This window comes from Streptomyces sp. NBC_01571, from assembly GCF_026339875.1.
Classification (GTDB): domain Bacteria; phylum Actinomycetota; class Actinomycetes; order Streptomycetales; family Streptomycetaceae; genus Streptomyces.
Window position 1 is genome coordinate 7,726,123 of record NZ_JAPEPZ010000001.1, and the last position, 21,442, is coordinate 7,747,564.

The following is a 21,442-nucleotide window of genomic DNA, read 5'->3' on the forward strand; positions in this document are numbered from 1 at the left end:
GGGCCTCAGCTCTTCACGAGGAGACCGCGACCGCGCAGCACCCGCCGTTCCAGGGGGCTGAAGACGAGCAGGTCGATCGCGATACCGACGAACAGGATGAGGAAGATGGCGAGGAACACCATCGACATGGAACTGGCGTTGCGGCCGTTCTCCAGCAACTGGCCGAGTCCGACGCCCAGATCGGGCGAGGACGCGATGATCTCGGCGGCCATCAGCGAGCGCCAGGAGAACGCCCAGCCCTGCTTCAGACCGGCCAGATAGCCCGGCAGCGCCGCGGGCATGACGATGTGCCAGGTGCCGCGCAGCCCGGTGGCACCGAGCGTCCGCCCCGCCCGCAGGAACAACGGGGACACCTGGTCGACGCCCGAGACCAGGCCGTTGGCGATCGAGGGGACGGCGCCGAGCAGGATCACGGCGTACATCATCGAGTTGTTCAGGCCCAGCCAGATCACGGCCGGCGGCACCCAGGCCACCGAGGGCAGGGACTGCAGGCCGGACAGGACCGGACCGATCGCGGCGCGTACGAACCTCACCCGGGCCACCAGCAGACCCAGCGGCGTGCCGATCACCAGCGCCAGGAGGAAGCCGAGCAGGCCCCGGGACACGCTGGTCCAGATGTAGTCGAGCAGTGTTCCCTGCAGCCAGGCGTTCTTCGCCTCGTCCCAGACGGCCGAGGGCGGGGGCAGCTTGCTGGGGTCGGTGACGATGTCGAACGAGACCAGCGACTGCCAGACCACCAGCACCAGCGCGACGGCGACGAGGGGCGGCAGGACCTTCGCGACGAAGGTCTGCCGCACGGAGGCCCGGTCCGTGTGGACCGCGGTCTCCAGGGCGTCGAGGCCCGCCAGGTCGTTGTCCTCCCTGACGGCCGCGTCGTCCTTGGTCTCAGTGCTGGCCATGACGGCGGATCTCCCCACGCAGTTGTTCGGTGATCTCGACGGACAGCTCCGCCACGGCCGTGTCCTCGATCCGGCGCGGCTGCGGAATGTCCACGGTCCACTCGTGCGCGACCCGTCCGGGGCGCGAGGAGAGGAGGACGACACGCTGCGCGAGCCGTACCGCCTCGCGCACGTTGTGCGTGACGAAGAGGACCGACAGCCGTGTCTCCCGCCAGATCCGGGTCAGCTCGTCGTGCAGGACGTCCCGCGTGATGGCGTCGAGCGCCGCGAACGGCTCGTCCATCAGCAGGAGCTGGCTGTCCTGGGCGAGCGCGCGGGCCATCGCGACGCGCTGGCGCATCCCGCCGGACAACTCGTGCACCCGCTTGCCGTACGCGCCCTTCAGCCGTACGAGTTCGAGCAGCTCCTCCGCCCTCTCGCGGCGCTCGGACTTCGCGACGCCCCGCAGACGCAGGGCGAGTTCGATGTTCTTGCCCGCGGTCAGCCACGGGAAGAGGGCGTGCTCCTGGAACATCAGGGCCGGGCGCCCGTCGGTCGTGATGCTGCCCGCGGTCGGGGCGTCGAGCCCCGCCACCAGATTGAGCAGCGTCGACTTCCCGCACCCCGAGGCCCCCAGGAGGGTGACGAACTCGCCCGGTGCGACGTCGAGGGTGATGTCGTCGAGAACGAGCTGGGGCCCCGCCGGTCCGGCGAAGGACTTCGAGACGTGCTCGATCCTGGCGGCGTGGTCGACTGCTACGGCGCTGTCCGTTTCCTTGGCGAAGGTCGTGGCCATGGTCGTCACCTCCTGGGAACTCATCGGGATCCGGGCCTACTTGACGCCGAGACCGGCGTCGTCGACGGTGCTCTGCCCCTCGGCCTTGAGGACCTTGTTCAGCAGGGTGAGGTCGTAGATGCCCGTGAGGGTGGGCTTCTCCAGCAGACCGGCCTTCACCGCGTGGTCCGCCTCGGTGTTGAGGGTGGACGCCAGCGGGTCGTCGGTGACCTGGATGGACTTCCAGGCCGGGTCGAGCACATCGGCCGGCAGCGCCTTGCCGGAGTCGGCCTCCAGCTGCTTGTTCGCCGCCGCCTTCGCCTCGTCCGGGTTGGCGTTGATCCACTTGTTGGTGTCGACCGAGGCCTTCAGCACGGCCTCGACGGCCTTCGGGTGCTCCTTGAGGAACTTCTGCGACACGATGATGTTCGTGATCACGAACTTCTTGTCGGGCCACAGGTCCCGCTCGTCGAGCAGCACCTTGCCGCCCTCGGCGACCAGCTTTGACGCGGTCGGCTCCGGCACCCAGGCGCCGTCGATGGAGCCGGACTTGTAGGCGTCCGGGGTGATCTTGTTGTCCGTGCGGACCACCGAGACGTCGCCCTTGCCGCTCTGCGGGTCGACCTTCCAGCCCTGCTCCGCGGCCCAGTTGAGGAACGCGACGTCCTGCGTGTTGCCGAGCTGCGGGGTCGCGATCTTCTTGCCCTTGACGTCCTTCAGGGACTTGATCTTCTTCGGGTCGACCACGAGCTTCACGCCACCGGACGCCGAACCGCCGATGATGCGCAGGTTCTTCCCGGCGGACTTGGTGTAGCCGTTGATGGCCGGCGAGGGACCGATCCAGCCGATGTCGATCGAGCCCGAGTTCAGCGCCTCGATCTCGCTGGGACCGGCATTGAAGATCTGGTACTTGGCCTGCGTGGCGCCGAGCTCCTTCTGGAAGTAGCCCTTCTGGTTGGCCACGAGCGCGGTCGCGTGCGTCAGGTTGCCGAAGTAGCCGATCTTCACGGAGTCGAGGCCGTCGATCTTCTTGGACCCGGCGGCGACCTTCGCCTTCGAGCTGTCGTCCTTGGACTCGGAGCCGTAGCTGCACGCGGCGAGGGCGAGCAGCGGGAGTGCGACGGCGGCGGCTGTGCCACGGCGTGCGAGGGTGGAGCGGATGGCAGGCACGGGAGGCTTTCCTCTCGTTGGCCCGGCGGTCACGGTTTCAGTTCGTGGCCGGGAGGTCGGCAGGTCTTCGGACGCTCAGGCTGTGGGGGGACGGGGCGCGCAGGCAGTGCGCGTACGTCACTTCGCACATCGCGCCACCCCGCCCTGCCCGCTGCCGAGGGCGCCGCTGCCGACGCGGCCGCCCTCCTTGGCGAACGTCGAGTAGAAGTCGGTGGATGTCATGTCAGAAGTCCCACCCGTCGTCGTCGCCCTCGTCCTTGACCGGCTGCGGCGCGGCGAAGGACTCGCCGACCATGCCCGCGGTGAGCGTGGTGCCGTCCGCGGGGTCGATCAGGATGAACGCGCCGGTGCGCCGGGAGTCCGCGTACGAGTCGAGCGGAAGCGGCTCGGCGGTACGGATCTTGACGCGGCCGATGTCGTTGGCGACGAGCCGGCCCGGGTGCGGATGCAGCGAGAGGTCGTCCAGCGTCAGCCGGGACGGGATGTCCTTGACGATCGCCTTGACCGTGCGGGTGCCGTGCTTGAGCAGGACCCGGTGGCCGACCGTGAGCGGCTGGTCCGCCACGTGGCACACCGTCGCCTCGACGTCCTGGGTGGTCGGGGGCGCGTCCTTGCTCGGTACGAGCAGGTCACCGCGCGAGATGTCGATGTCGTCCGCCAGCAGCAGGGTCACCGACTGCGGGGTCCACGCGATGTCGACCGGTGTGCCCAGCAGATCGATTCCGGCGACCTTCGAGGTGCGCCCGGAGGGCAGCACGGTCACGCTCTCCCCGACGCGGAAGGTACCGGCCGCGATCTGACCGGCGTACCCCCGGTAGTCGGGGTGCTCGGCGCTCTGCGGGCGGATCACGTACTGCACGGGCAGCCGTGCGTGGCAGTGCGCCAGGTCGTGGCTCACCGGGACCGTCTCCAGGTGCTCCAGGACCGTCGGGCCGCCGTACCAGTCCATGTTCGCGGACGGTTCCACCACGTTGTCGCCGGCGAGCGCCGAGATCGGGATCGCGGTGATCTCCGGAACGCCCAGCTCGGAGGCGTACGCCGTGAACTCCTCGGCGATCGCCGCGAAGACGGACTCCTGGTAGGCGACGAGGTCCATCTTGTTGACGGCGAGGACGACGTGCGGGACGCGCAGGAGCGCGGCGACGGCGGCATGGCGCCGGGTCTGCTCGATGACGCCGTTGCGGGCGTCGACCAGGACGACGGCCAGGTCGGCGGTCGAGGCGCCGGTGACCATGTTCCGGGTGTACTGCACATGGCCCGGGGTGTCGGCCAGGATGAACCGGCGGCGCGCGGTGGCGAAGTACCGGTAGGCGACGTCGATCGTGATGCCCTGCTCCCGCTCGGCGCGCAGGCCGTCGGTGAGCAGCGCGAGGTCGGGGGCGTCCTGGCCGCGGTCGGCCGATACCCGCTCCACGGCCTCCAGTTGGTCCGTCAGAATCGACTTGGAGTCGTGCAGCAGACGGCCCACGAGGGTGGACTTGCCGTCGTCGACGGAGCCCGCGGTGGCGAAGCGCAGCAGCGTGGTCGCCGACAACTGCTCGACCGACAACGGCTCGGTGGGTTCGGTGGCGCTCGTCATGACTAGAAGTACCCCTCGCGCTTGCGGTCTTCCATCGCCGCTTCGGACATCTTGTCGTCGGCGCGGGTGGCGCCCCGCTCGGTGAGCCGGGAGGCGGCGATCTCGGCGATCACGGCGTCCAGCGTGGTCGCGTCGGAGTCGACGGCGCCCGTGCAGGACATGTCGCCGACGGTGCGGTAGCGGACCTGCCGCTTCTCGACCGTCTCGCTCTCCTTCGGGCCGCCCCACTCGCCGGCGGTCAGCCACATGCCGGCGCGCTGGAAGACCTCGCGCTCGTGCGCGAAGTAGATCTCGGGGAGTTCGATGTGCTCGCGGGCTATGTACTGCCAGACGTCCAGCTCGGTCCAGTTGGAGAGGGGGAAGACGCGGACGTGTTCGCCGGGTGCGTGGCGGCCGTTGTAGAGCTGCCACAGCTCGGGACGCTGACGGCGCGGGTCCCACTGGGAGAACTCGTCGCGCAGGGAGAAGACGCGTTCCTTGGCGCGGGCCTTCTCCTCGTCGCGGCGTCCGCCGCCGAACACGGCGTCGAAGCGCTCCGTCTGGATCTTCTCGGTCAGCGGCACGGTCTGCAGGGGGTTGCGGGTGCCGTCCGGACGCTCCTTGAGGACGCCGCGGTCGATGTAGTCCTGTACGGAGGCGACGTGCAGGCGCAGGCCGTGGGCGGCCACCGTGCGGTCGCGGTACTCCAGGACCTCCGGGAAGTTGTGTCCGGTGTCGACGTGCAGCAGGGAGAAGGGGACGGGCGCGGGGGCGAAGGCCTTCAGCGCCAGGTGCAGCATGACGATGGAGTCCTTGCCGCCGGAGAAGAGGACCACCGGCCGCTCGAACTCGCCCGCGACCTCGCGGAAGATGTGCACCGCCTCGGACTCCAGCGCGTCCAGGTGGGACAGCGCGTACGGGCCGGCGTCCTCCGAGTCGCCGGCCGCCTCGGACACAGTGGCTGCGGTCGTCATGCGAGACCCCTTTCGGTGAGCAGCGCATGCAGCGCGGCCGCGGACTCCTGCACGGACTGGGTGTGCGACTCGATGCGCAGATCGGGCGACTCGGGCTCCTCGTAGGGATCGTCGACGCCGGTCAGCCCCGAGATCTCGCCCGCGGCCTGCTTGGCGTACAGCCCCTTCACATCACGTACCGAACAGACCTCGACCGGGGTCGCCACATGGACCTCCAGATACGTGGTGCCACCGGCCCGGTGCCGCCCCCGCACCGCCTCACGGCTGTCCGCGTACGGCGCGATCACCGGCACCAGCGCCTTGACGCCGTTGCGCGAGAGGAGTTCGGCGAGGAAACCGATGCGCCGTACGTTGGTGTCGCGGTCGGCGCGCGAGAAGCCGAGGCCCGACGAGAGGAACTCGCGGATCTCGTCCCCGTCGAGCACCTCGACGCGGTGGCCCTCCTCGCGCAGCCGGCCGGCCAGCTCGTACGCGATGGTGGTCTTGCCGGCACTCGGCAGACCCGTGAGCCAGATCGTGGCTCCGGTCACTTGGTTCTCCTGGTTCTCCGCGATCTCGGTCATGGTCAGCCGTGCAACCCGCATTCGGTCTTGGAACGTCCCGCCCAGCGGCCGGCGCGCGCGTCCTCGCCCTCCAGAACACGGCGGGTGCAGGGCGCGCAGCCGACGGAGGCGTAACCGTCGGTCAGCAGCGGGTTCGTGAGCACGCCGTGCTCGGCGACGTAGGCGTCCACGTCGTCCTGCGTCCAGCGGGCGATCGGTGAGATCTTGACCTTCTGCCGCTTCTCGTCCCAGCCCACGACCGGGGTGTTCGCCCGGGTGGGGGACTCGTCCCGGCGCAGCCCCGTGGCCCAGGCGTCGTACGACGTCAGGCCCTCTTCGAGGGGCTTGACCTTGCGCAGGGCGCAGCACAGGTCCGGGTCGCGGTCGTGCAGCGCGGGCCCGTACTCGGCGTCCTGTTCGGCGACCGTCCGCCGGGGGGTGAGGGTGATGACGTTGACGTCCATCACCGCCTCGACCGCGTCCCGGGTGCCGATGGTCTCGGGGAAGTGGTAACCGGTGTCGAGGAAGACCACGTCGACCGGACCGCCGTCGGGCCTGGCGCGGGAGGCGAGATGGGCGACGACCGCGTCCTCCATGGAGGAGGTCACGCAGAACTTCCCGCCGAAGGTGTCCACCGCCCACTGGAGGATCTCCAGGGCCGACGCGTCCTCGAGGTCGCGCCCGGCCTGTTCGGCGATGCTCCTCAAGTCCTCGGTGCCGCGGTCTTCCTGAACGGTCGTCATATCTCGTCCCCTCCGCCTTCGTCGCGCCGGGCGTTCCCCGTCCGGGAGGCGCGGTTCACGCCTTGGGCCAGCAGCCCGAGGAACTTCAGCTGGAAGGCTCGGTTGCACGCCGCGCATTCCCACGCGCCGTGGCCCTGTTCGCTGGGGCGCAGGTCCTCGTCCCCGCAGTACGGGCAGTAGAACGGCGCGGCGCGCTCGCTCATGACAGGTCCTCCTCGGAGGCCCGGGAAGCCCAGGTGGCGAAGCGCTCGCCGTCCGCGCGCTGCGCCTGGAAGCGCTTGAGGACCCGCTCGACGTAGTCGGGTAGCTCGTCCGAGGTGACCTTGAGGCCGCGGACCTTGCGGCCGAAGCCGGCCTCCAGGCCGAGCGCGCCGCCCAGGTGCACCTGGAAGCCCTCGACCTGCTCGCCCCGGTCGTCGAGGACCAGCTGGCCCTTGAGACCGATGTCCGCGACCTGGATGCGCGCGCAGGCGTTCGGGCAGCCGTTGACGTTGATGGTGATCGGCTCTTCGAACTCGGGGAGACGGCGTTCGAGCTCGTCGATCAGGGAGGCACCGCGCGCCTTGGTCTCGACGATCGCGAGCTTGCAGTACTCGATACCGGTGCAGGCCATCGTGCCGCGCCGGAAGGGGGAGGGCCGGGCGGTCAGGCCGAGGGCTTCGAGACCCTCCACCAGCGACTCGACCCGGCTCTCCTCGACGTCGAGCACGATCATCTTCTGCTCGACGGTGGTGCGCAGCCGGCCGGAGCCGTGGGCCCCCGCCAGCTCGGCGATCTTGGTGAGGGTGGTGCCGTCCACCCGGCCGACGCGCGGGGCGAAGCCGACGTAGAAGTTGCCGTCCTGCTGCCGGTGCACGCCGACGTGGTCGCGCCAGCGGGCGACGGGCTGCTCGGGCGCGGGGCCGTCGACCAGCTTGCGCTCCAGGTACTCGTCCTCCAGGATCTGCCGGAACTTCTCCACGCCCCAGTCGGCGACCAGGAACTTCAGGCGGGCGCGGGTGCGCAGCCGGCGGTAGCCGTAGTCGCGGAAGATCGAGATGACGCCCTCGTAGACGTCCGGGACCTCGTCCAGCGGGACCCAGGCGCCGAGGCGCTGTCCGATCTTCGGGTTGGTCGAGAGACCGCCGCCGACCCAGAGGTCGAAGCCGGGGCCGTGCTCGGGGTGGTTCACGCCGACGAACGCGATGTCGTTGATCTCGTGTGCCACGTCCAGCAGCGGCGAGCCGGAGATCGCGGACTTGAACTTGCGGGGCAGGTTCGAGAAGTCCTTGTTGCCGATGATCCGGCGGTGGATCTCGTCGATCGCGGGGGTGCCGTCGATGATCTCGTCCTCGGCGATCCCGGCGACGGGCGAGCCGAGGATGACGCGCGGGGTGTCACCGCAGGCCTCGGTCGTGGACAGGCCCACGGCCTCCAGACGGTTCCAGATCTCCGGGACGTCCTCGATGCGGATCCAGTGGTACTGCACGTTCTGCCGGTCGGTGAGGTCGGCGGTGCCGCGCGCGAACTCCTGCGAGATCTCGCCGATGACGCGCAGTTGGTCGGTGGTGAGCCGGCCGCCGTCGATACGGACGCGCAGCATGAAGTACTTGTCGTCCAGCTCCTCCGGTTCGAGGATCGCGGTCTTGCCGCCGTCGATCCCGGGCTTGCGCTGGGTGTACAGCCCCCACCAGCGCATCCGACCGCGGAGGTCGTTGGGGTCGATCGAGTCGAAGCCCCGCTTGGAGTAGATCGTCTCAATGCGTGTCCGCACGTTGAGACCGTCGTCGTCCTTCTTGAACTGTTCGTTCCCGTTGAGCGGGGTGAAGTGACCCACGGCCCACTGCCCCTCACCGCGGTGACGGCTCACCTTGCGGCGGGGCGCGGCGTCGGGATTCTGCGGGGTGGCGGCCATGGTTGATACGTCCTTCGGGACTGCGGGACAGGAAGGAGGGCGCTCTGGGGCACGCGCATGGGCACGTACGGAAGTACGCGCGCACCATTGCGTGGAGAGAGGCGAAGGGGGAATGCCGGCTCGGCCGGGGCTGTCAGCTCACCGGACAGATGGCGCTGGACATGCGGCCGAGGTCGACGTGCCGCCGACTCACCAAGGCAATTCCAGTTCCAGACATGACGGAAGCGTGTCACGGGCATCTCGGGGGAGTCCACCGTCATCCATCATGTGGACAACCTTGTCCCGAGCGATGAGACATGGGTGGTATCGGTCACTCGGTCGGCCCTTCCGGACCCCGCCGCGGCGGGTCAGACCGTCCGCGCTCCGGGCCAGGGGCCGGGGGCGGCCACGTCCGGCTTCTCCTCGACCTCGGTCTCGAAGAGCTTGAACCCGCGCCGCAGGTAGTTGTCCATGGCGTGCTCCCCGTCCTGGCTGCAGGTGTGCAGCCAGACCCGCTTGGTCTCGGCCCGGCCCGGCACCCGCTCCGCCAGGTCCCAGGCCCGCGCGACCCCGTGCGAGAGGAGGTGACCGCCGATGCGCCGGCCGCGGAAGGCGGGGATCAGGCCGAAGTAGACGATCTCCACGACGCCGTCGTCCTGCGGTTCCAGCTCGACATAGCCCGCCGGCGTCCCCCGGTCGTAGGCGACCCAGGTCTCCACGCCCGGCCGGTCCAGGAACCGCTCCCACTCCGCGTACGTCCAGCCCAGCCGGTCGGTCCAGCGGACGTCGGCGCCGACCGAGGCGTACAGGAAGCGGCTGAACTCGGGCGAGGAGACCTCGGCGCGCACGATCCGGACGTCTCCGTCGGGCGCGGCCGCGGGGAGCAGGTCGGTCGGGGCCGTCTGCTCCAGGGACCAGGTGGTCACAGTGACGTTGCTCATGAGGTCAGGGAACCATGGCCGCTCGGCCCCCTCCAAAAGGCGGACCCCGCCGCCCCCGCTGGGGACACCCGGGACGGACGTCGCCCGGTGCGGCCCTAGCCCAGCGAGCCGTCCACCGACCTCAGCGGCACCGCGTAGAGCGTCCGCTCCGGCGTCGTGTCCGTGCCCGCGCCGCTCAGGGTCCACAGCTCGCCGGTCTCCTGCCAGTACGACAGGGAGGCGGTGTGCTGCCCCCAGCAGGCGTACGACTGGTCGCCGCTGCACCGCACCGCCTCGGCGCCGCTTCCGCTCTGCCGCCACAGGGTGCCGTGCCGGCCGCCGCTGTCGGGGGTGTGGCCGACGTACCAGTCGGCTCTGCGCGCCCCGGCGGGCGTGTGCGACAGGACGCCGGACAGGCCGGCGGCCTTGGTCGTGTAGGCCTCGGCCGCGTCGACCCGGCCCCGGGAGTCGCTGCGGAGCAGGCCCTCGCGGCCCGCGACGGCGCTGTACGGGTACCGCCAGATCCGGGTGCGCTCGCCGCCGCCCGCCCCGGACGCCTCCGTGGCGATCAGACTGTCCGGCGTCGACGTGCGGTCCAGCGAGAGCGAACCGAAGCAGGGCACCGTGCCGCCCGCGGACCCGCAGGTCCCGCCCGCCGGGCTGTACGAGCCGACGGCCGGCAGCACGTACTGGTAGCCGTGCGCGGAGTAGCCGCCCCGCACCCTGCCGACCGCGCCGCTGTTCACGCCGGCCTTGAGGATGTGGTGCAGGTCGAAGACGAGCAGCGCGTCGTCCCGGCCCGCGCCGCCTCGCCCGGTGACGATCAGCTTGCCCTGGTACCAGACCATGCCGCCCATCCGGGAGCGGACCGCGTCGAAGTCCCTGCCGCCGTCGCGCGGGGCGACGAGCAGCACCCAGCGGTAGGTGAGAGACCGTGGGTCGCTCGCGTCGATGAGGGCGATCCGGGCCAGACCCCGGTCGCCGGCCGTCGTGCCCGCCGCCCGGTCGTCGTGCGTCCAGCCCGCCATGATGACACGCTGCCCGCCCCACCGGCCGTCGTCGTCGGCGTCGCCGGAGGTGGTGACGGAGCCGGGCCGCCACTGCCGGGTGCGGGCGTCGTCCCCGGCCCAGCAGTACGCCCGCGTGGCGACGGGTTCGAGGGGCAGCGCGCCCCGCTCGGCGCCGGAGCACTCCGCCCGGTCACGCATCACGTGGTCGGTGTCCGCGAGGACGCCCGAGACACCGACGTTCCCGCCCATGCTCCTGGTGAGCGTGGCGAGGGTGTCGCCGGGGACCAGGTTCTCGTACAGCCGGAAGCCGCCGGTCGCCGCCGCGGTGCTGAGCGGGGTCAGTGACCCGGGGCTGTTGCTGCCGGTGGCCTGGGAGGTGCTGATCAGCGTGGCGGCCGCGGTGAGCGCCAGGGCGGTTCCGGCCAGGGTGGCGCGCAGCGCCTGTCCCCTCCGTTGTCGGCGGTGCCTGCCGCGCTGCTTCATGCGTCCTCCCGAGGAAGGCCAACTGCCCCTCATGATCAGTACGTTGACGGAGGGACGGGTGGGGTGGCCTGTGAGGGGATGCTACGGCAGGGAGCGGCGTACCTGGTCGAGGACCCCGGAAGACGGTCCCGAAATACGCTCCTTGTGGTTCACGGCGGACACGGCGGCCCCCGGTGCGGTACAAGGGGGTCCCGCGACGCGCGCCCTGCGTACCGCCGGTGCCGTCGAGTGGGCGAGCAGGTCCCGGGGATCCTCCGGGAGGGCCAACTCCACCTCGGTGTCGTCGCAGAAACGATACGGCCGGTGTTCCAGGAAGGCCCCGAGGTACCGCCGTACCCGCGACATCTCGGCCCGTACGGTCACCGTGCGGCCGGAGTCGCCGAACAGGTCGTCGGCGAGGCCCGCGGCGCTGCGGCCGGCCGGACGGGCCGCCAGCAGATAGAGCAGTTCGGCGTGCCGGGGGGTCAGCTCCTGGCACCAGGTTCCCGCGTCCGAGGTGACCGTCACCGACCAGCGGCGCGGATGCGCCAGGTCCAGCAGGATCCGCGCGGGCCGCCGGGGCGCCGGGTCGTCGGCGGCCCGGACCAGCCAGCCGCCGGGCAGCGGTTCCACCACGCACGCCCCGAGCGTCGGCAGCCAACCGCGCCCGGCGCTCGGCTCCTTGGGCAGCGCGAGCCGGTTCGTGTACGGCATCCCGGTGACCGCGGCGGTCCAGCCGTCCCGGTCGACGGCCACCGCACGCCCCCCGAGCCGGGCCAGCACCGGCGCCGCCACCGCGCGCAGTCGCTCCAGAGAGGCCAGGTGCAGCTCGCGCAGGCGCGCCTCGGCGAGCTTGGCCACCGAGCCGACCAGCGCCAGCGTGGCCGGGTGCAGTGTGTCCAGCGGTCCGCTCACGTCCACCACGCCGAGCAGACTGCCGTCGCGCGGGTCGGTGACCGGAGCGCCGGCGCACGTCCACGAGTGATGGGTGCGCACGAAGTGCTCGGCGGAGAACACCTGTACGGGTTGGCGGGTGACCAGCGGGGTGCCCACGCCGTTGGTGCCGACGACGCTCTCGCGCCAGTCCGCGCCGAGCTCGAAACCGAACCCGTCGGCCTTGCGCAGCACCGACGCGCAGCCCTCGCGCCACAGCACCCGGCCCTCCTGGTCCGCGACCACCGCGATGTGGTGGGCCGCGTCCGCGACCGAGAGCAGCGCCTCGCGCAGCACCGGCAGCACATGCCGCAGCTCCGAGGTCTGTCGCCGCCGCTCCACCTCGTCGCGGACGAGCAGCCCCGCCCGGACGTCGTGGTCGGGGTCGACGCCGCCGCGCAGCATGCGCTCCCAGGACTGCCCGATCACCGGGCGCGGCGTGATGCGGGCCGGATGTCCGGCCAGCGTGGCCTCGCGCACCTCGCCCAGCACACGGGCCGCCTGCGCGGCGTCCAGGGCGGCGAGCCGTGTCACGTCGATCGGCGGGTGCGCCACTGTTCCTCCCGGGCGGACTGCGCACGGTGGCGGACAAGCGGACGCTCGGCCCTTTCCGGCCGAGGGAACTCCGCCCCGTACTTGACTGCGGTTCTCATAGTGCCGTCCGGCGGCGACGGAGGGGCCCGGTCCGGACATACTCCGCGGGAAAGTTGCAACCCTCTGCAACCCTGGCGAACAGCCGTACGGGGTCCGAAACTTGAGCAACGCCGCCCGTGCGGCGTTCGTGCTCCTCGCGACGGGGCCAGAGAGCGGGGGTGGTGCCGTGTCGGCGCAGCACCACCCCCGCGCCGGCGGTTCAGGACACCGGGCGGGCCCGCTCCACCACCGTGGCCAGATCCAGACTGTGCGGCAGGGTGCCGAAGGCCGAGCCCCAGTCGCCGCCCAGGCGTGAGGCGCAGAACGCGTCGGCGACCTCCGGGGGCGCGTACCGGACGAGCAGCGACCCCTGGAGCACCAGGGCGATGCGCTCCACCAGTCGGCGGGCACGCGCCTCGATGCCGTCCAGATCGGCGAGTTCGGCCAGCAGGTTCTTGATCGCGCCGTCCAGCCGGTGGTCGGCGCCACGGGCCAGGCCCACCTCGCGCAGGAACGCGTTCAGCGCCTGCGGTTCGCGCTGGAGCGCGCGCAGCAGGTCGAGGGCCTGTACGTTGCCCGCGCCCTCCCAGATGGAGTTGAGCGGCGACTCGCGCAGCAGCCTGGGCATGCCGGACTCCTCGACGTACCCGTTGCCGCCCAGGCACTCCAGCGCCTCCACCGCCACCGGCGTGCACCGCTTGGTCACCCAGTACTTGGCGGCCGGCACCGCGAGCCGCAGGAACGCCCGCTCCTCCTCGCCGCCGTCGTCGTACGCGGCCGCCAGACGCATCGCCAGCGTCGTGGCCGCCTCCGACTCCAGCGCCAGGTCGGCCAGCACGTTGCGCATCAGCGGCTTGTCGATCAGCTTCCCGCCGAAGGCCTCCCGGTGGGCGCTGTGGTGCACGGCCTGCGCGACGGCCTGCCGCATCAGGGAGGCGGCGCCGAGCACACAGTCGAGCCGGGTCGCCGAGACCATCTCGATGATGGTGCGCACCCCGCGGCCCTCTTCGCCGACCCGGCGCGCCCAGGTCCCGTCGAACTCGACCTCGCTGGACGCGTTCGACCTGTTGCCGAGCTTGTCCTTGAGCCGCTGGATGCGGAACACGTTGCGGGTCCCGTCCGCCAGGACCCGCGGCACCAGGAAGCACGTCAGGCCGCCCGGGGCCTGCGCCAGCACCAGGAAGCCGTCCGACATGGGCGCCGAGCAGAACCACTTGTGCCCGGTCAGTTCATAGGTCCCGTCCTCGGCCAGCGGCCGCGCCTCCGTGGTGTTGGCACGTACGTCGCTGCCGCCCTGCTTCTCCGTCATGCCCATCCCGAAGAGCACTCCGGCCTTCTGGGCGGCGGGCCGCAGCCCCTGGTCGTAGACGGTGGAGGTGAGGCGCGGTTCCCACTCGGCGGCGAGCGCGGGGTCGGTGCGCAGCGCCGGCACCGCCGCGTGGGTCATCGACAGCGGGCAGCCGTGACCGGCCTCCGCCTGCGTCCAGACGATGAACCCGGCGGCCCGCCTCAGGTGCCCGCCGGGGCGCGACCAGGCGGCCGTCAGTCCGGCCGAGACACCCTTGCCGAGGAGCCGGTGCCAGGAGGGATGGAACTCGACCTCGTCGACGCGGTTGCCGTAGCGGTCGTGGGTGCGCAGTCTCGGCGGGTTCTCGTTGGCGAGGGCCCCCCACTCCTGCACCTGCGCGGAGCCGGTCGTGCGGCCGAGCGTCGTGAGCTCGTCCCGCGCCTCGTCGAGAAGCTGTGGATCCAGGTGCCGCTCGACCGCCTCCACGAGGGCCCGGTCGGCGGCAAAGACGTCATATCCGACCAGGGGCGGAGCCTGGTTGGTCACGGTGTGGGTGCTGGCTGCCATACGGATACGGTAAGGATGTGCACCAGGCAAAAGAAACACCTGAACGGCCTCCCTCGGGCCGCTTCCACCGCGCTCGCGCGCTGTACAGGAACGTGTCGAAGCGCAGGACCGCCTGGCTGCTGCTCAAGGACACCGTCAACTCCTGCATGGAGTACCGGATCCTCGGGCTGGCGGCCGAGTCCGCCTTCTTCACGCTCCTGTCCGTGCCGCCCCTGCTGCTCAGCCTGATCGGGCTGCTCGGTTACGTGGACGACTGGACCGGCGCGCACTCGATCGCGAGCCTGGAGTCCAACATCCTGGAGGCGTCCCGCACGGTCCTGACCGACAAGGGCGTGCACCAGATCGCCGAACCGATCCTCCACGACGTGATGAAGGGCGGCCGCCCCGACGTCATCTCGATCGGCTTCCTGTTCGCCCTGTGGTCGGGCTCGCGAGCGGTGAACGTCTTCGTCGACACCATCACCGTGATGTACGGCCTCGACGGCACCCGCGGGATCGTGAAGACCAGGATGATGTCGTTCCTGCTCTTCGTCGTGGCTCTGCTGATCGGCTCGATCGCCCTGCCGCTGATGGTCGCGGGCCCGGACGCGGTGGTGCAGATCGTGCCGTGGTCGGCGACGCTCGTGCAGGTGCTGTACTGGCCCGTCGTCATCGTGCTCTCGGTCGTCTTCCTCACCACGCTGTACCACGTCTCCGTGCCGGTGCGCTCGCCCTGGGTCGAGGACGTGCCGGGTGCCCTGGTCGCCCTGGCCATGTGGGTCCTCGGCAGCTTCCTGCTCCGGATCTATCTGACCAGCACGGTCGAGGGCCCGACGATCTACGGTTCGCTGGCCGCGCCCGTCGCCGTCCTTCTCTGGATCGGCGTGTCCGCGTTCGCGGTGCTGGTGGGCGCCGCGGTCAACGCGGCGATCGACCGGGTCTGGCCGGCCGCCGCCACGGCCGCGGCCCGTGCCGCCAACGAACGGCTGCGCCACGAGCAGGCCGCCGAGTACGTGGCCCGCGCGGCCGCCTCCCTCGCCGCCGACCCTGACCCCGACGACCCGGACATGCCCTCCGAGTTCCCCGAGCGCTGGTCGCGTTTCCTGCCTCCGGAGGACCTGACGTCCCGGCTCCGGGGCCATGTGAAGAGCACGCACCAACCCCACAAGAACCACGACGGCGAGGACGGGCCGCCGGCCGAGTGACCTCACCCCCTTGAGCGACCCGGCCACCACGAGTGACCTCACCGCCGGCCGATCGACCCCGCCCCGACCGACCCCGTCGCCGGCCGCATGCCCTCGGCTCCGACCGGCCCCGCCCCCCGGCTCCGACCGGCCCCGCCCCCCGGCTCCGACCGGCCTCCCCCCGCCCGACCGGCCTCCCCCCGCCCGACCGGCCTCCCCCCGCCCGACTGGCCTCGCCCCCGACCGAACGACCTCGGCCCCCGCTCCCGCCGTCGGCGCGGGCTCCCGGCGCCCTCGGGCCTTCCACACCCCGGCCGCCGCGGCCTCCCGGGCGAAGTCCGTGAAGTCGCGCGGCGCACGGCCCAGGACCCGCCGCACACCGTCGGACAGACGGGCGTTGCGGCCGTCGAGGAGGCTCGCGAAGAGTCCGACGAGGAACTCGGCCTCCTCGGGCGGCACCCCGAAACCGGCCAGGCTGTCCCCGTACTCCCGCGCCGTCACCGGGACGTAGACCAGTTCACCGCCGGTCGCCCCGGCGATCTCCGCGACCGCCTCGCGGAAGGTCAGCAGCCTGGGCCCCGAAACCTCGAGATCCCGGCCCACGTACCGGTCGCCCCTCGTCAGCACCGACACCACGACGTCCGCGATGTCCCGCACGTCGACGAACGGCTCGCGCACCTCGCCGGCCGGGAACACCAGCTCGCCGTGACGGAGCCCGTCCACCAGCGGGCCCTCGCTGAAGTTCTGCGCGAACCAGGCGGCCCGGACGACCGTCCACTCCGCGCCCGACGCCCTGAGCGCCTCCTCGGCCGGGCGGGCCTGCTCCTCGCCCCGCGACGACAGCAGCACCAGCCGCCGCACACCGAGCCCGACCGCCTCCCGCGCCAGGGCGCCGACCGCCCCGGCCGCGTCGGGCGAGCCGATGTCGGTGGGGAACGCGAGATACGCCGCGTCGGCGCCCCGCAGGACGTCCGCCCACGTCGACCGGTCCGTCCAGTCGAAACCCCGGGCGCGGGAGACCGCCCGCACCGTGAGCCCGGCCGCCCGCGCGGCCCCCGCCACCCGGCGGCCGGTACGCCCCGAGGCCCCCGTCACCACCACCGTCATGTCCCGCGTGCTCCGGATGCCCTGATCGTGTGCCCTGTGATCCGTCATGCCGCCAGTCAAGCGCCGCGCCTGCCGGGGTCCCATCGCTGAAGGGCTCATTCCCATAAGCGGGCGTCCACGAGGGCGCGCCGGGGCGGTCTACGCTGACGCCATGGACGCACTCGCCGGCCTGTTGGAGGGCCCCCGGGCGCGCGGGGCCTTCATGATCCGGGCGGCCTTCGACCCGCCCTGGTGCGTGCGCGTCGAGGACCGCGCCCCCCTGACGATCATGCTCGTGGTCCGCGGCCTGGCCTGGATCACGCCGGCCGAGGGGGAGCGGCTCCTGCTGCGCGCGGGCGACCTCGCCATCGCCCGCGGCCCGGACCCGTACACCTGCGCCGACGACCCCGGAACGGACCCGCAGGCGGTGATCCTGCCGGGCGGGGAGTGCACCTACCCCGACGGACGCTCGCACCAGGGCCACTGGGACCTCGGTGTACGCAGCTGGGGCGAGCGCCCCGACGGCTCCACGGTGCTGCTGATCGGGACGCCTAGATGCGGGGCGAGATCAGCGGCAGGCTGCTCGACGCCCTGCCGCCCCTGCTCTCCCTCACCCAGGACATGTGGGATTGCCCGCTCACGCCGGTCCTCGCCGAGGAGATGGCGCGCGACGAGCCGGGCCAGGAGGTCGTCCTCGACCGGCTGCTCGACCTGCTGATGAGCGCCGCGCTGCGCGCCTGGTTCTCCCGTCCGCAGGCGGCGGCCCCGGCCTGGTACCGGGCGCTCGCGGACCCCGTCGTCGGACGGGTGCTGCGGCTCCTCCAGGACGACCCGGCGCACCCCTGGACGGTGGCCGCGCTCGCCGCGAGGGCCGGGGTCTCGCGGGCCGCGCTGGCCCGCCGCTTCGGCGAACTCGTGGGCGAGCCCCCGATGACGTACCTCACCGGCCGGCGCCTCGCCCTGGCCGCCGACCGGCTGCGCGAGACGGACGACACCCTCGAATCGATCGCCCGCCGGGTCGGGTACGGCAGCGCGTTCGCCCTGTCCAGCGCCTTCAAGAGGGTGTACGGGATCAGCCCGCAGGAGCACCGGACCCGGGCGGCGTAGCGTGGCAACCGTGTACGTGGAGCGTGCGTCCCGGTTGCCCGGCGCGGTCGTGTGGAGCCGCGCCGTGTCCACGCCCGCCGAGGCCGTACGGCCCGTGCTCCCGGACGGCTGCATGGACCTGCTGTGGACCGAGGGCCGGCTGCTCGTCGCCGGTCCCGACACCCGCGCGTACGTTCCCGGTGGCGCGCCCGCCGACTGGGCGGGGGTCCGGTTCTTCCCCGGTACGGCGCCCTCCCTCCTCGGAGCCCCCGCGGACGAACTCCGCGACCTGCGGGTGGACCTGGCCGATCTGTGGCCCGCAGCGGAGGTACGGCGCCTGACCGCGCGGATCGACGCGGCGGCCGACCCCGTCGCCGCGCTCGAAGAGGTGGCGCTGGACCGGGCGGCGGGCACCGGACCCCCCGATCCGCTGCTGCGGGAGATCGTGGCCGCCCTGGGCGCCGGGCGGTCGGCGGCGGCCACGGCCGTCCGGCTGGGCCTGAGCACACGCCAGTTGCACCGCCGCTCCCTGACGGCCTTCGGCTACGGACCCAGGACGCTGACCCGGGTCCTGAGACTGCAGCGGGCCCTCGCCCTCGCGTGGGACGGTGTCCCGTTCGCGGAGGTCGCCGCCCGGTCCGGCTTCGCCGACCAGCCGCATCTGGCCCGGGACGTCAAGGAGTTGGCGGGCATGCCGCTGGGCGAACTGCTCGCGCGCTCCTGAGAGCCCCTGAACGGGCGAACGCCGCCCGCCGCGACACGCCCTAGTTCTCCGGGAGCCGTGCGAACAGGTCCACGCCGTTGCCGTCCGGGTCGTGCACGACCGCGTACCGCATGCCCCAGACGGCGTCCCAGGGCTTGAGCTCGCCGTGGTGGCCGGCGCCCACCAGATCCTCGTACACGGCGTCGACCTCCGCCGGGCTGTCGCAGAGGAATGCGAGCGACGTCCGGCCGCCCCCGGAGGCCGCCGGACGCCACCCCGGGTGGAACGACCGGATCGTCTCCTCGGTGTCGATCGCCAGCCGCAGACCGCCGGGCAGTCCGGCCTCGGCATGCGGCTGGTCCTCGGCCCCCTCGGGGAAGACGAGACCGAGGCGGCGGTAGAAGGCGAGCGTGGCGGCCATGTCGGAGGCGACCAGGCCGATCAGATCGAATCGTGGAGTCATGGGGTCACGGTAGGCGGCCGGCGGGGGGCGGGTCTTGAAGGAATCGGACGGTCCGGGACGCCGGGTCGGGGCACAATAGGCTCACCGCCATGACCCACCGCGTGCTCGTCCACACCCGCACCACCGCCTACCGGCACGACTCCATCCCGGCCGCCGTGGCCGCCGTACGCTCCCTCGGCGACGCACACGGGTTCGACGTCGTCGCCACCGAGGACCCCGGCCTCTTCGAACGACCGCTCGACGCGTACGCAGCCGTGGTCTTCCTCTCCACCAGCGGCGACGTGCTGACACCGGCGGGCCGGATCCGGCTCGCGGCGTACGTCGAGGGCGGCGGCGGGTTCGTCGGTGTGCACGCGGCCGCCTGCACCGAGTACGACTGGCCGTACTACGGCGAACTGCTCGGCGCGCGCTTCGACCGGCACCCCGACCTCCAGCCGGGCCGGGCCCTCGTCGGGGACCGCGCGCATCCGGCGACGCGACACCTCCCGCCGGTCTGGGAGTTCACCGACGAGTGGTACGACTTCCGCCCCGGGCCGGACGGTTCGGCGCGCGTGCTCGTCCACGCCGACGAGTCCTCGTACGAGGGCGGCGGCATGGGCGACGACCACCCGCTGGTGTGGTGCCGCGAGCAGGGCGCGGGCCGGGTCTTCTACACCGCGCTCGGCCACACCGCGCAGGCCTACGACGACCCCGACTTCCGTACGCACCTGCTCGGCGGCATCACCTGGGCGGCCCGCGGCCCGGCCGATCCGGTCCCGTCGGGGTCCGGCCGGTCGGACGCCGGCGCGTGCTGACGCGTGCCGGGGATGCCGCGCCGTGTGCGCCGTTCGGGGACCTGGGGACGTACGCCGGACGGCGGCCTCCACGGGATCGGCCGGAAGTGAGGTGATGCTCTGCCGGGAAGGGTGTGCGAGCGGCGAGGAGCTGGTGGTCGGATGGCGGCGGACGCGGTACGGCGGACGGATCCGGTGGTCACCACCCCGTACGGAGCGGTGCGCGGCAGGTACGAGAACGAGATCGCCGTCTTCCGCGGCATCCCGTACGCGGCCCCGCCGTTCGGCCCGCGCCGCTTCCGGCCCCCCGTGCCCCCCGAGCCCTGGGACGGGGTGCGCGACGCTGGCGCCTTCGGCCCCACACCGCCCAAACCGCCGTACTCGGAGGCGTTCGCACGGCTGCTCTCCGATCCCGTCGTGCCCGGCGACGACTGCCTCAACCTGAACGTGTGGACACCGGAACCGGGCCCGGGCGCCCGGCTCCCCGTGCTGGTGTGGATCCACGGTGGGGCGCTGACCCGTGGTTCGTCGGCCGTGCCCGTCTACGACGGCCGCGCCTTCGCCCGGGACGGAGTCGTCCTGGTCTCCCTCAACTACCGCCTCGGAGTGGAGGGTTACGGCCTCTTCCCGGACCGGCCGGCCAACCCCGGCCTGCGCGACCAGCTCGCCGCACTGGAGTGGGTGCGCGCGTCGATCGCGGGCTTCGGCGGCGACCCCGACCGGGTGACCGTCTTCGGGGAGTCGGCGGGCGCCATCAGCATCGGGGCGCTGCTGGCCGCGCCGCGTGCCCGGGGACTCTTCCAGCGGGCCGTGCTGCAGAGCGGGCCGCCGGAGACGGCCGACCGGGACAAGGTGCGCCGGATGGTCCGCAGGATGGCCGCCCGGCTGAAGGTCCCGGCGACGGCCGACGCGCTGGCCGCCGTCGACCGCGGCCTGCTGCTGCGTACGCAGGCCGAGGTGAGCCGGCTCAGCAGCCCTGTGCTCGGCGGGCCCTCGTTCGGCATCGTCGTCGACGGCGACCTGGTCCCGCGCGACCCGCTGGAGGCGCTCCTGGAGGGCGCCGCCCCCGGCGTCGACCTGCTGCTCGGCTGGACGAGTGAGGAGTACCGGCTCTGGCTGGTCCCCGGCGGCCTGCTGGAACGCGTCGACCGGCTCGGTGCTGTCGCCGTCGCCGGTGCCATGGCCCGCTGCCGCTGCGGCCACGAGGTGCCGCGCGGCTACCGCGCGACCCACCCGGCGGCGAGCACCGCAGAGCTCGTCGGCCAGATGGTCACCGACCACCTCCTGAGGGTCCCGCTGCACCGGCTCGCGGACGCCCGCTGCGGGCACTCCCGCTCGTACGTCTTCGAGTTCGCCTGGCCCTCGAACGTGCCCCGTCTCGGCGCCTGCCACGCCCTGGAGCTCGGCTTCGTCTTCGACACCGCCGAGGTGCCCGAGGCGGCGATGCTCGCCGGCGAGGGTGCCCCGCAGGAACTCGCCGACGCGATGCACGCGGCCTGGGTGCGGTTCGCGGTCGAGGGCGACCCCGGCTGGCAGGCCTGGGACACCACCCATCCGGTGCGGATGTTCGGCGCGGGGGAACCGCACACCGTCCAAGGCCCACGCGACCGTGAAATCGCCCTGTGGAAAGCAGAGTTGAGCAAGCCCGCGAGCGCCCGTGGTCCGTTCGGCGGTCCGGAGGCCACACCCGCGTCGCTCCCTCGCGCCGGTTCGCCCGTACGTGCTGTCGCTCCGCTGTCCGCCGTACGCCGTTTCCGTCGCTCCGGCGGCACCCCTCGGCCCTGACGCCGGCCACCCCCGGGTCCGGGGAAGAGATCCGGCCGCCTGCCGGCGGGGTCGCCC

General features: G+C 72.4%; 19 protein-coding genes and 2 pseudogenes. 5 read left to right on the plus strand and 16 right to left on the minus strand.

Annotated elements, in window-relative coordinates:
• Positions 1 to 5: 5 nt before the first annotated feature.
• From OHB41_RS34805 to OHB41_RS34865, 14 genes are all read right to left on the minus strand, one after another.
• On the minus strand, positions 6 to 899 hold the full coding sequence (locus OHB41_RS34805; RefSeq protein WP_266702626.1) for an ABC transporter permease: 894 nt from the start codon (positions 897 to 899) through the stop codon (positions 6 to 8).
• Positions 886 to 1,674, minus strand: coding sequence for an ABC transporter ATP-binding protein (locus tag OHB41_RS34810; protein ID WP_266702628.1), 789 nt, complete (start codon positions 1,672 to 1,674; stop codon positions 886 to 888). The genes OHB41_RS34805 and OHB41_RS34810 overlap by 14 nt, the downstream gene beginning before the upstream one ends.
• Positions 1,675 to 1,710: 36 nt before the next feature.
• Entirely contained in the window at positions 1,711 to 2,823 is a 1,113-nt protein-coding gene (locus OHB41_RS34815) for an aliphatic sulfonate ABC transporter substrate-binding protein (protein ID WP_266702630.1), read from the minus strand.
• Positions 2,824 to 3,046: 223 nt separating this feature from the next.
• Positions 3,047 to 4,402 carry a sulfate adenylyltransferase subunit CysN gene (gene cysN, locus OHB41_RS34820; protein WP_266702632.1) on the minus strand — a complete coding sequence of 452 codons (1,356 nt, stop codon included), beginning with the start codon at positions 4,400 to 4,402 and terminating at the stop codon, positions 3,047 to 3,049.
• A 2-nt stretch (positions 4,403 to 4,404) separates the two neighbouring features.
• Positions 4,405 to 5,355, minus strand: a complete 951-nt coding sequence (cysD, locus tag OHB41_RS34825) for a sulfate adenylyltransferase subunit CysD (protein ID WP_266702635.1) — start codon at positions 5,353 to 5,355, stop codon at positions 4,405 to 4,407.
• Entirely contained in the window at positions 5,352 to 5,918 is a 567-nt protein-coding gene (gene cysC / locus OHB41_RS34830) for an adenylyl-sulfate kinase (protein ID WP_266702637.1), read from the minus strand. The genes cysD and cysC overlap by 4 nt, the downstream gene beginning before the upstream one ends.
• Before the next feature lie 2 nt (positions 5,919 to 5,920).
• Positions 5,921 to 6,640, minus strand: a complete 720-nt coding sequence (locus OHB41_RS34835) for a phosphoadenylyl-sulfate reductase (protein WP_266702639.1) — start codon at positions 6,638 to 6,640, stop codon at positions 5,921 to 5,923.
• Positions 6,637 to 6,843: a hypothetical protein gene (locus tag OHB41_RS34840; protein WP_266702641.1), complete on the minus strand. Its 207-nt coding sequence runs from the start codon at positions 6,841 to 6,843 to the stop codon at positions 6,637 to 6,639. Before OHB41_RS34840 ends, OHB41_RS34835 begins: the two co-directional genes overlap by 4 nt.
• Positions 6,840 to 8,534 carry a nitrite/sulfite reductase gene (locus tag OHB41_RS34845; protein WP_266702643.1) on the minus strand — a complete coding sequence of 565 codons (1,695 nt, stop codon included), beginning with the start codon at positions 8,532 to 8,534 and terminating at the stop codon, positions 6,840 to 6,842. The genes OHB41_RS34840 and OHB41_RS34845 overlap by 4 nt, the downstream gene beginning before the upstream one ends.
• Positions 8,535 to 8,667: 133 nt before the next feature.
• A complete protein-coding gene (locus tag OHB41_RS52065; protein ID WP_309474722.1) occupies positions 8,668 to 8,751 on the minus strand; it encodes a putative leader peptide in 84 nt (27 codons plus the stop codon).
• 130 nt (positions 8,752 to 8,881) lie between these two features.
• Positions 8,882 to 9,454 (minus strand): GNAT family N-acetyltransferase, encoded by a 573-nt coding sequence (locus OHB41_RS34850; RefSeq protein WP_266702645.1) that lies wholly within the window; start codon positions 9,452 to 9,454, stop codon positions 8,882 to 8,884.
• A 95-nt stretch (positions 9,455 to 9,549) separates the two neighbouring features.
• Positions 9,550 to 10,926, minus strand: coding sequence for a hypothetical protein (locus OHB41_RS34855; protein WP_266702647.1), 1,377 nt, complete (start codon positions 10,924 to 10,926; stop codon positions 9,550 to 9,552).
• Between the two features lie 81 nt (positions 10,927 to 11,007).
• A complete protein-coding gene (locus OHB41_RS34860) occupies positions 11,008 to 12,393 on the minus strand; it encodes a helix-turn-helix domain-containing protein (RefSeq protein WP_266702649.1) in 1,386 nt (461 codons plus the stop codon).
• 298 nt (positions 12,394 to 12,691) lie between these two features.
• Complete coding sequence (locus OHB41_RS34865; RefSeq protein ID WP_266702651.1) at positions 12,692 to 14,326, minus strand: acyl-CoA dehydrogenase family protein; 1,635 nt, start codon at positions 14,324 to 14,326, stop codon at positions 12,692 to 12,694.
• Between the two features lie 17 nt (positions 14,327 to 14,343).
• On the opposite strand from OHB41_RS34865, the gene OHB41_RS34870 reads away from it, so the two are divergent.
• A complete protein-coding gene (locus OHB41_RS34870; RefSeq protein ID WP_266702654.1) occupies positions 14,344 to 15,510 on the plus strand; it encodes a YihY/virulence factor BrkB family protein in 1,167 nt (388 codons plus the stop codon).
• A 276-nt stretch (positions 15,511 to 15,786) separates the two neighbouring features.
• Here the strand turns inward: OHB41_RS34870 and OHB41_RS34875 are convergent.
• Positions 15,787 to 16,644 (minus strand): annotated as a pseudogene (locus OHB41_RS34875) (NAD(P)H-binding protein); the annotation flags it as partial.
• 103 nt (positions 16,645 to 16,747) lie between these two features.
• Between OHB41_RS34875 and OHB41_RS34880 the strand changes: the two are divergent.
• Together OHB41_RS34880 and OHB41_RS34885 are read left to right on the plus strand one after the other, a co-directional pair.
• Positions 16,748 to 17,682 (plus strand): annotated as a pseudogene (locus OHB41_RS34880) (AraC family transcriptional regulator).
• Positions 17,683 to 17,692: 10 nt separating this feature from the next.
• A complete protein-coding gene (locus tag OHB41_RS34885) occupies positions 17,693 to 18,385 on the plus strand; it encodes a helix-turn-helix domain-containing protein (protein ID WP_266702656.1) in 693 nt (230 codons plus the stop codon).
• Between the two features lie 40 nt (positions 18,386 to 18,425).
• Here the strand turns inward: OHB41_RS34885 and OHB41_RS34890 are convergent, their stop codons facing one another.
• Positions 18,426 to 18,827, minus strand: coding sequence for a VOC family protein (locus tag OHB41_RS34890; protein ID WP_266702658.1), 402 nt, complete (start codon positions 18,825 to 18,827; stop codon positions 18,426 to 18,428).
• A gap of 89 nt (positions 18,828 to 18,916) precedes the next feature.
• Between OHB41_RS34890 and OHB41_RS34895 the strand changes: the two genes are divergently transcribed.
• Both OHB41_RS34895 and OHB41_RS34900 read left to right on the plus strand, forming a co-directional pair.
• A complete protein-coding gene (locus OHB41_RS34895) occupies positions 18,917 to 19,621 on the plus strand; it encodes a ThuA domain-containing protein (RefSeq protein ID WP_266702660.1) in 705 nt (234 codons plus the stop codon).
• A 141-nt stretch (positions 19,622 to 19,762) separates the two neighbouring features.
• Positions 19,763 to 21,385 (plus strand): carboxylesterase/lipase family protein, encoded by a 1,623-nt coding sequence (locus tag OHB41_RS34900; protein ID WP_266702667.1) that lies wholly within the window; start codon positions 19,763 to 19,765, stop codon positions 21,383 to 21,385.
• Positions 21,386 to 21,442: the final 57 nt, after the last annotated feature.

Coding starts and splice junctions, on each gene's coding strand:
- OHB41_RS34805 (WP_266702626.1), bottom strand. CDS start 899: ATGGCCAGCACTGAGACCAAGGACGACGCGGCCGTCAGGGAGGACAAC.
- OHB41_RS34810 (WP_266702628.1), bottom strand. CDS start 1,674: ATGGCCACGACCTTCGCCAAGGAAACGGACAGCGCCGTAGCAGTCGAC.
- cysN (WP_266702632.1), bottom strand. CDS start 4,402: ATGACGAGCGCCACCGAACCCACCGAGCCGTTGTCGGTCGAGCAGTTG.
- cysD (WP_266702635.1), bottom strand. CDS start 5,355: ATGACGACCGCAGCCACTGTGTCCGAGGCGGCCGGCGACTCGGAGGAC.
- cysC (WP_266702637.1), bottom strand. CDS start 5,918: ATGACCGAGATCGCGGAGAACCAGGAGAACCAAGTGACCGGAGCCACG.
- OHB41_RS34835 (WP_266702639.1), bottom strand. CDS start 6,640: ATGACGACCGTTCAGGAAGACCGCGGCACCGAGGACTTGAGGAGCATC.
- OHB41_RS34840 (WP_266702641.1), bottom strand. CDS start 6,843: ATGAGCGAGCGCGCCGCGCCGTTCTACTGCCCGTACTGCGGGGACGAG.
- OHB41_RS34845 (WP_266702643.1), bottom strand. CDS start 8,534: ATGGCCGCCACCCCGCAGAATCCCGACGCCGCGCCCCGCCGCAAGGTG.
- OHB41_RS52065 (WP_309474722.1), bottom strand. CDS start 8,751: ATGTCTGGAACTGGAATTGCCTTGGTGAGTCGGCGGCACGTCGACCTC.
- OHB41_RS34850 (WP_266702645.1), bottom strand. CDS start 9,454: ATGAGCAACGTCACTGTGACCACCTGGTCCCTGGAGCAGACGGCCCCG.
- OHB41_RS34855 (WP_266702647.1), bottom strand. CDS start 10,926: ATGAAGCAGCGCGGCAGGCACCGCCGACAACGGAGGGGACAGGCGCTG.
- OHB41_RS34865 (WP_266702651.1), bottom strand. CDS start 14,326: ATGGCAGCCAGCACCCACACCGTGACCAACCAGGCTCCGCCCCTGGTC.
- OHB41_RS34890 (WP_266702658.1), bottom strand. CDS start 18,827: ATGACTCCACGATTCGATCTGATCGGCCTGGTCGCCTCCGACATGGCC.
- OHB41_RS34895 (WP_266702660.1), top strand. CDS start 18,917: ATGACCCACCGCGTGCTCGTCCACACCCGCACCACCGCCTACCGGCAC.
- OHB41_RS34900 (WP_266702667.1), top strand. CDS start 19,763: ATGGCGGCGGACGCGGTACGGCGGACGGATCCGGTGGTCACCACCCCG.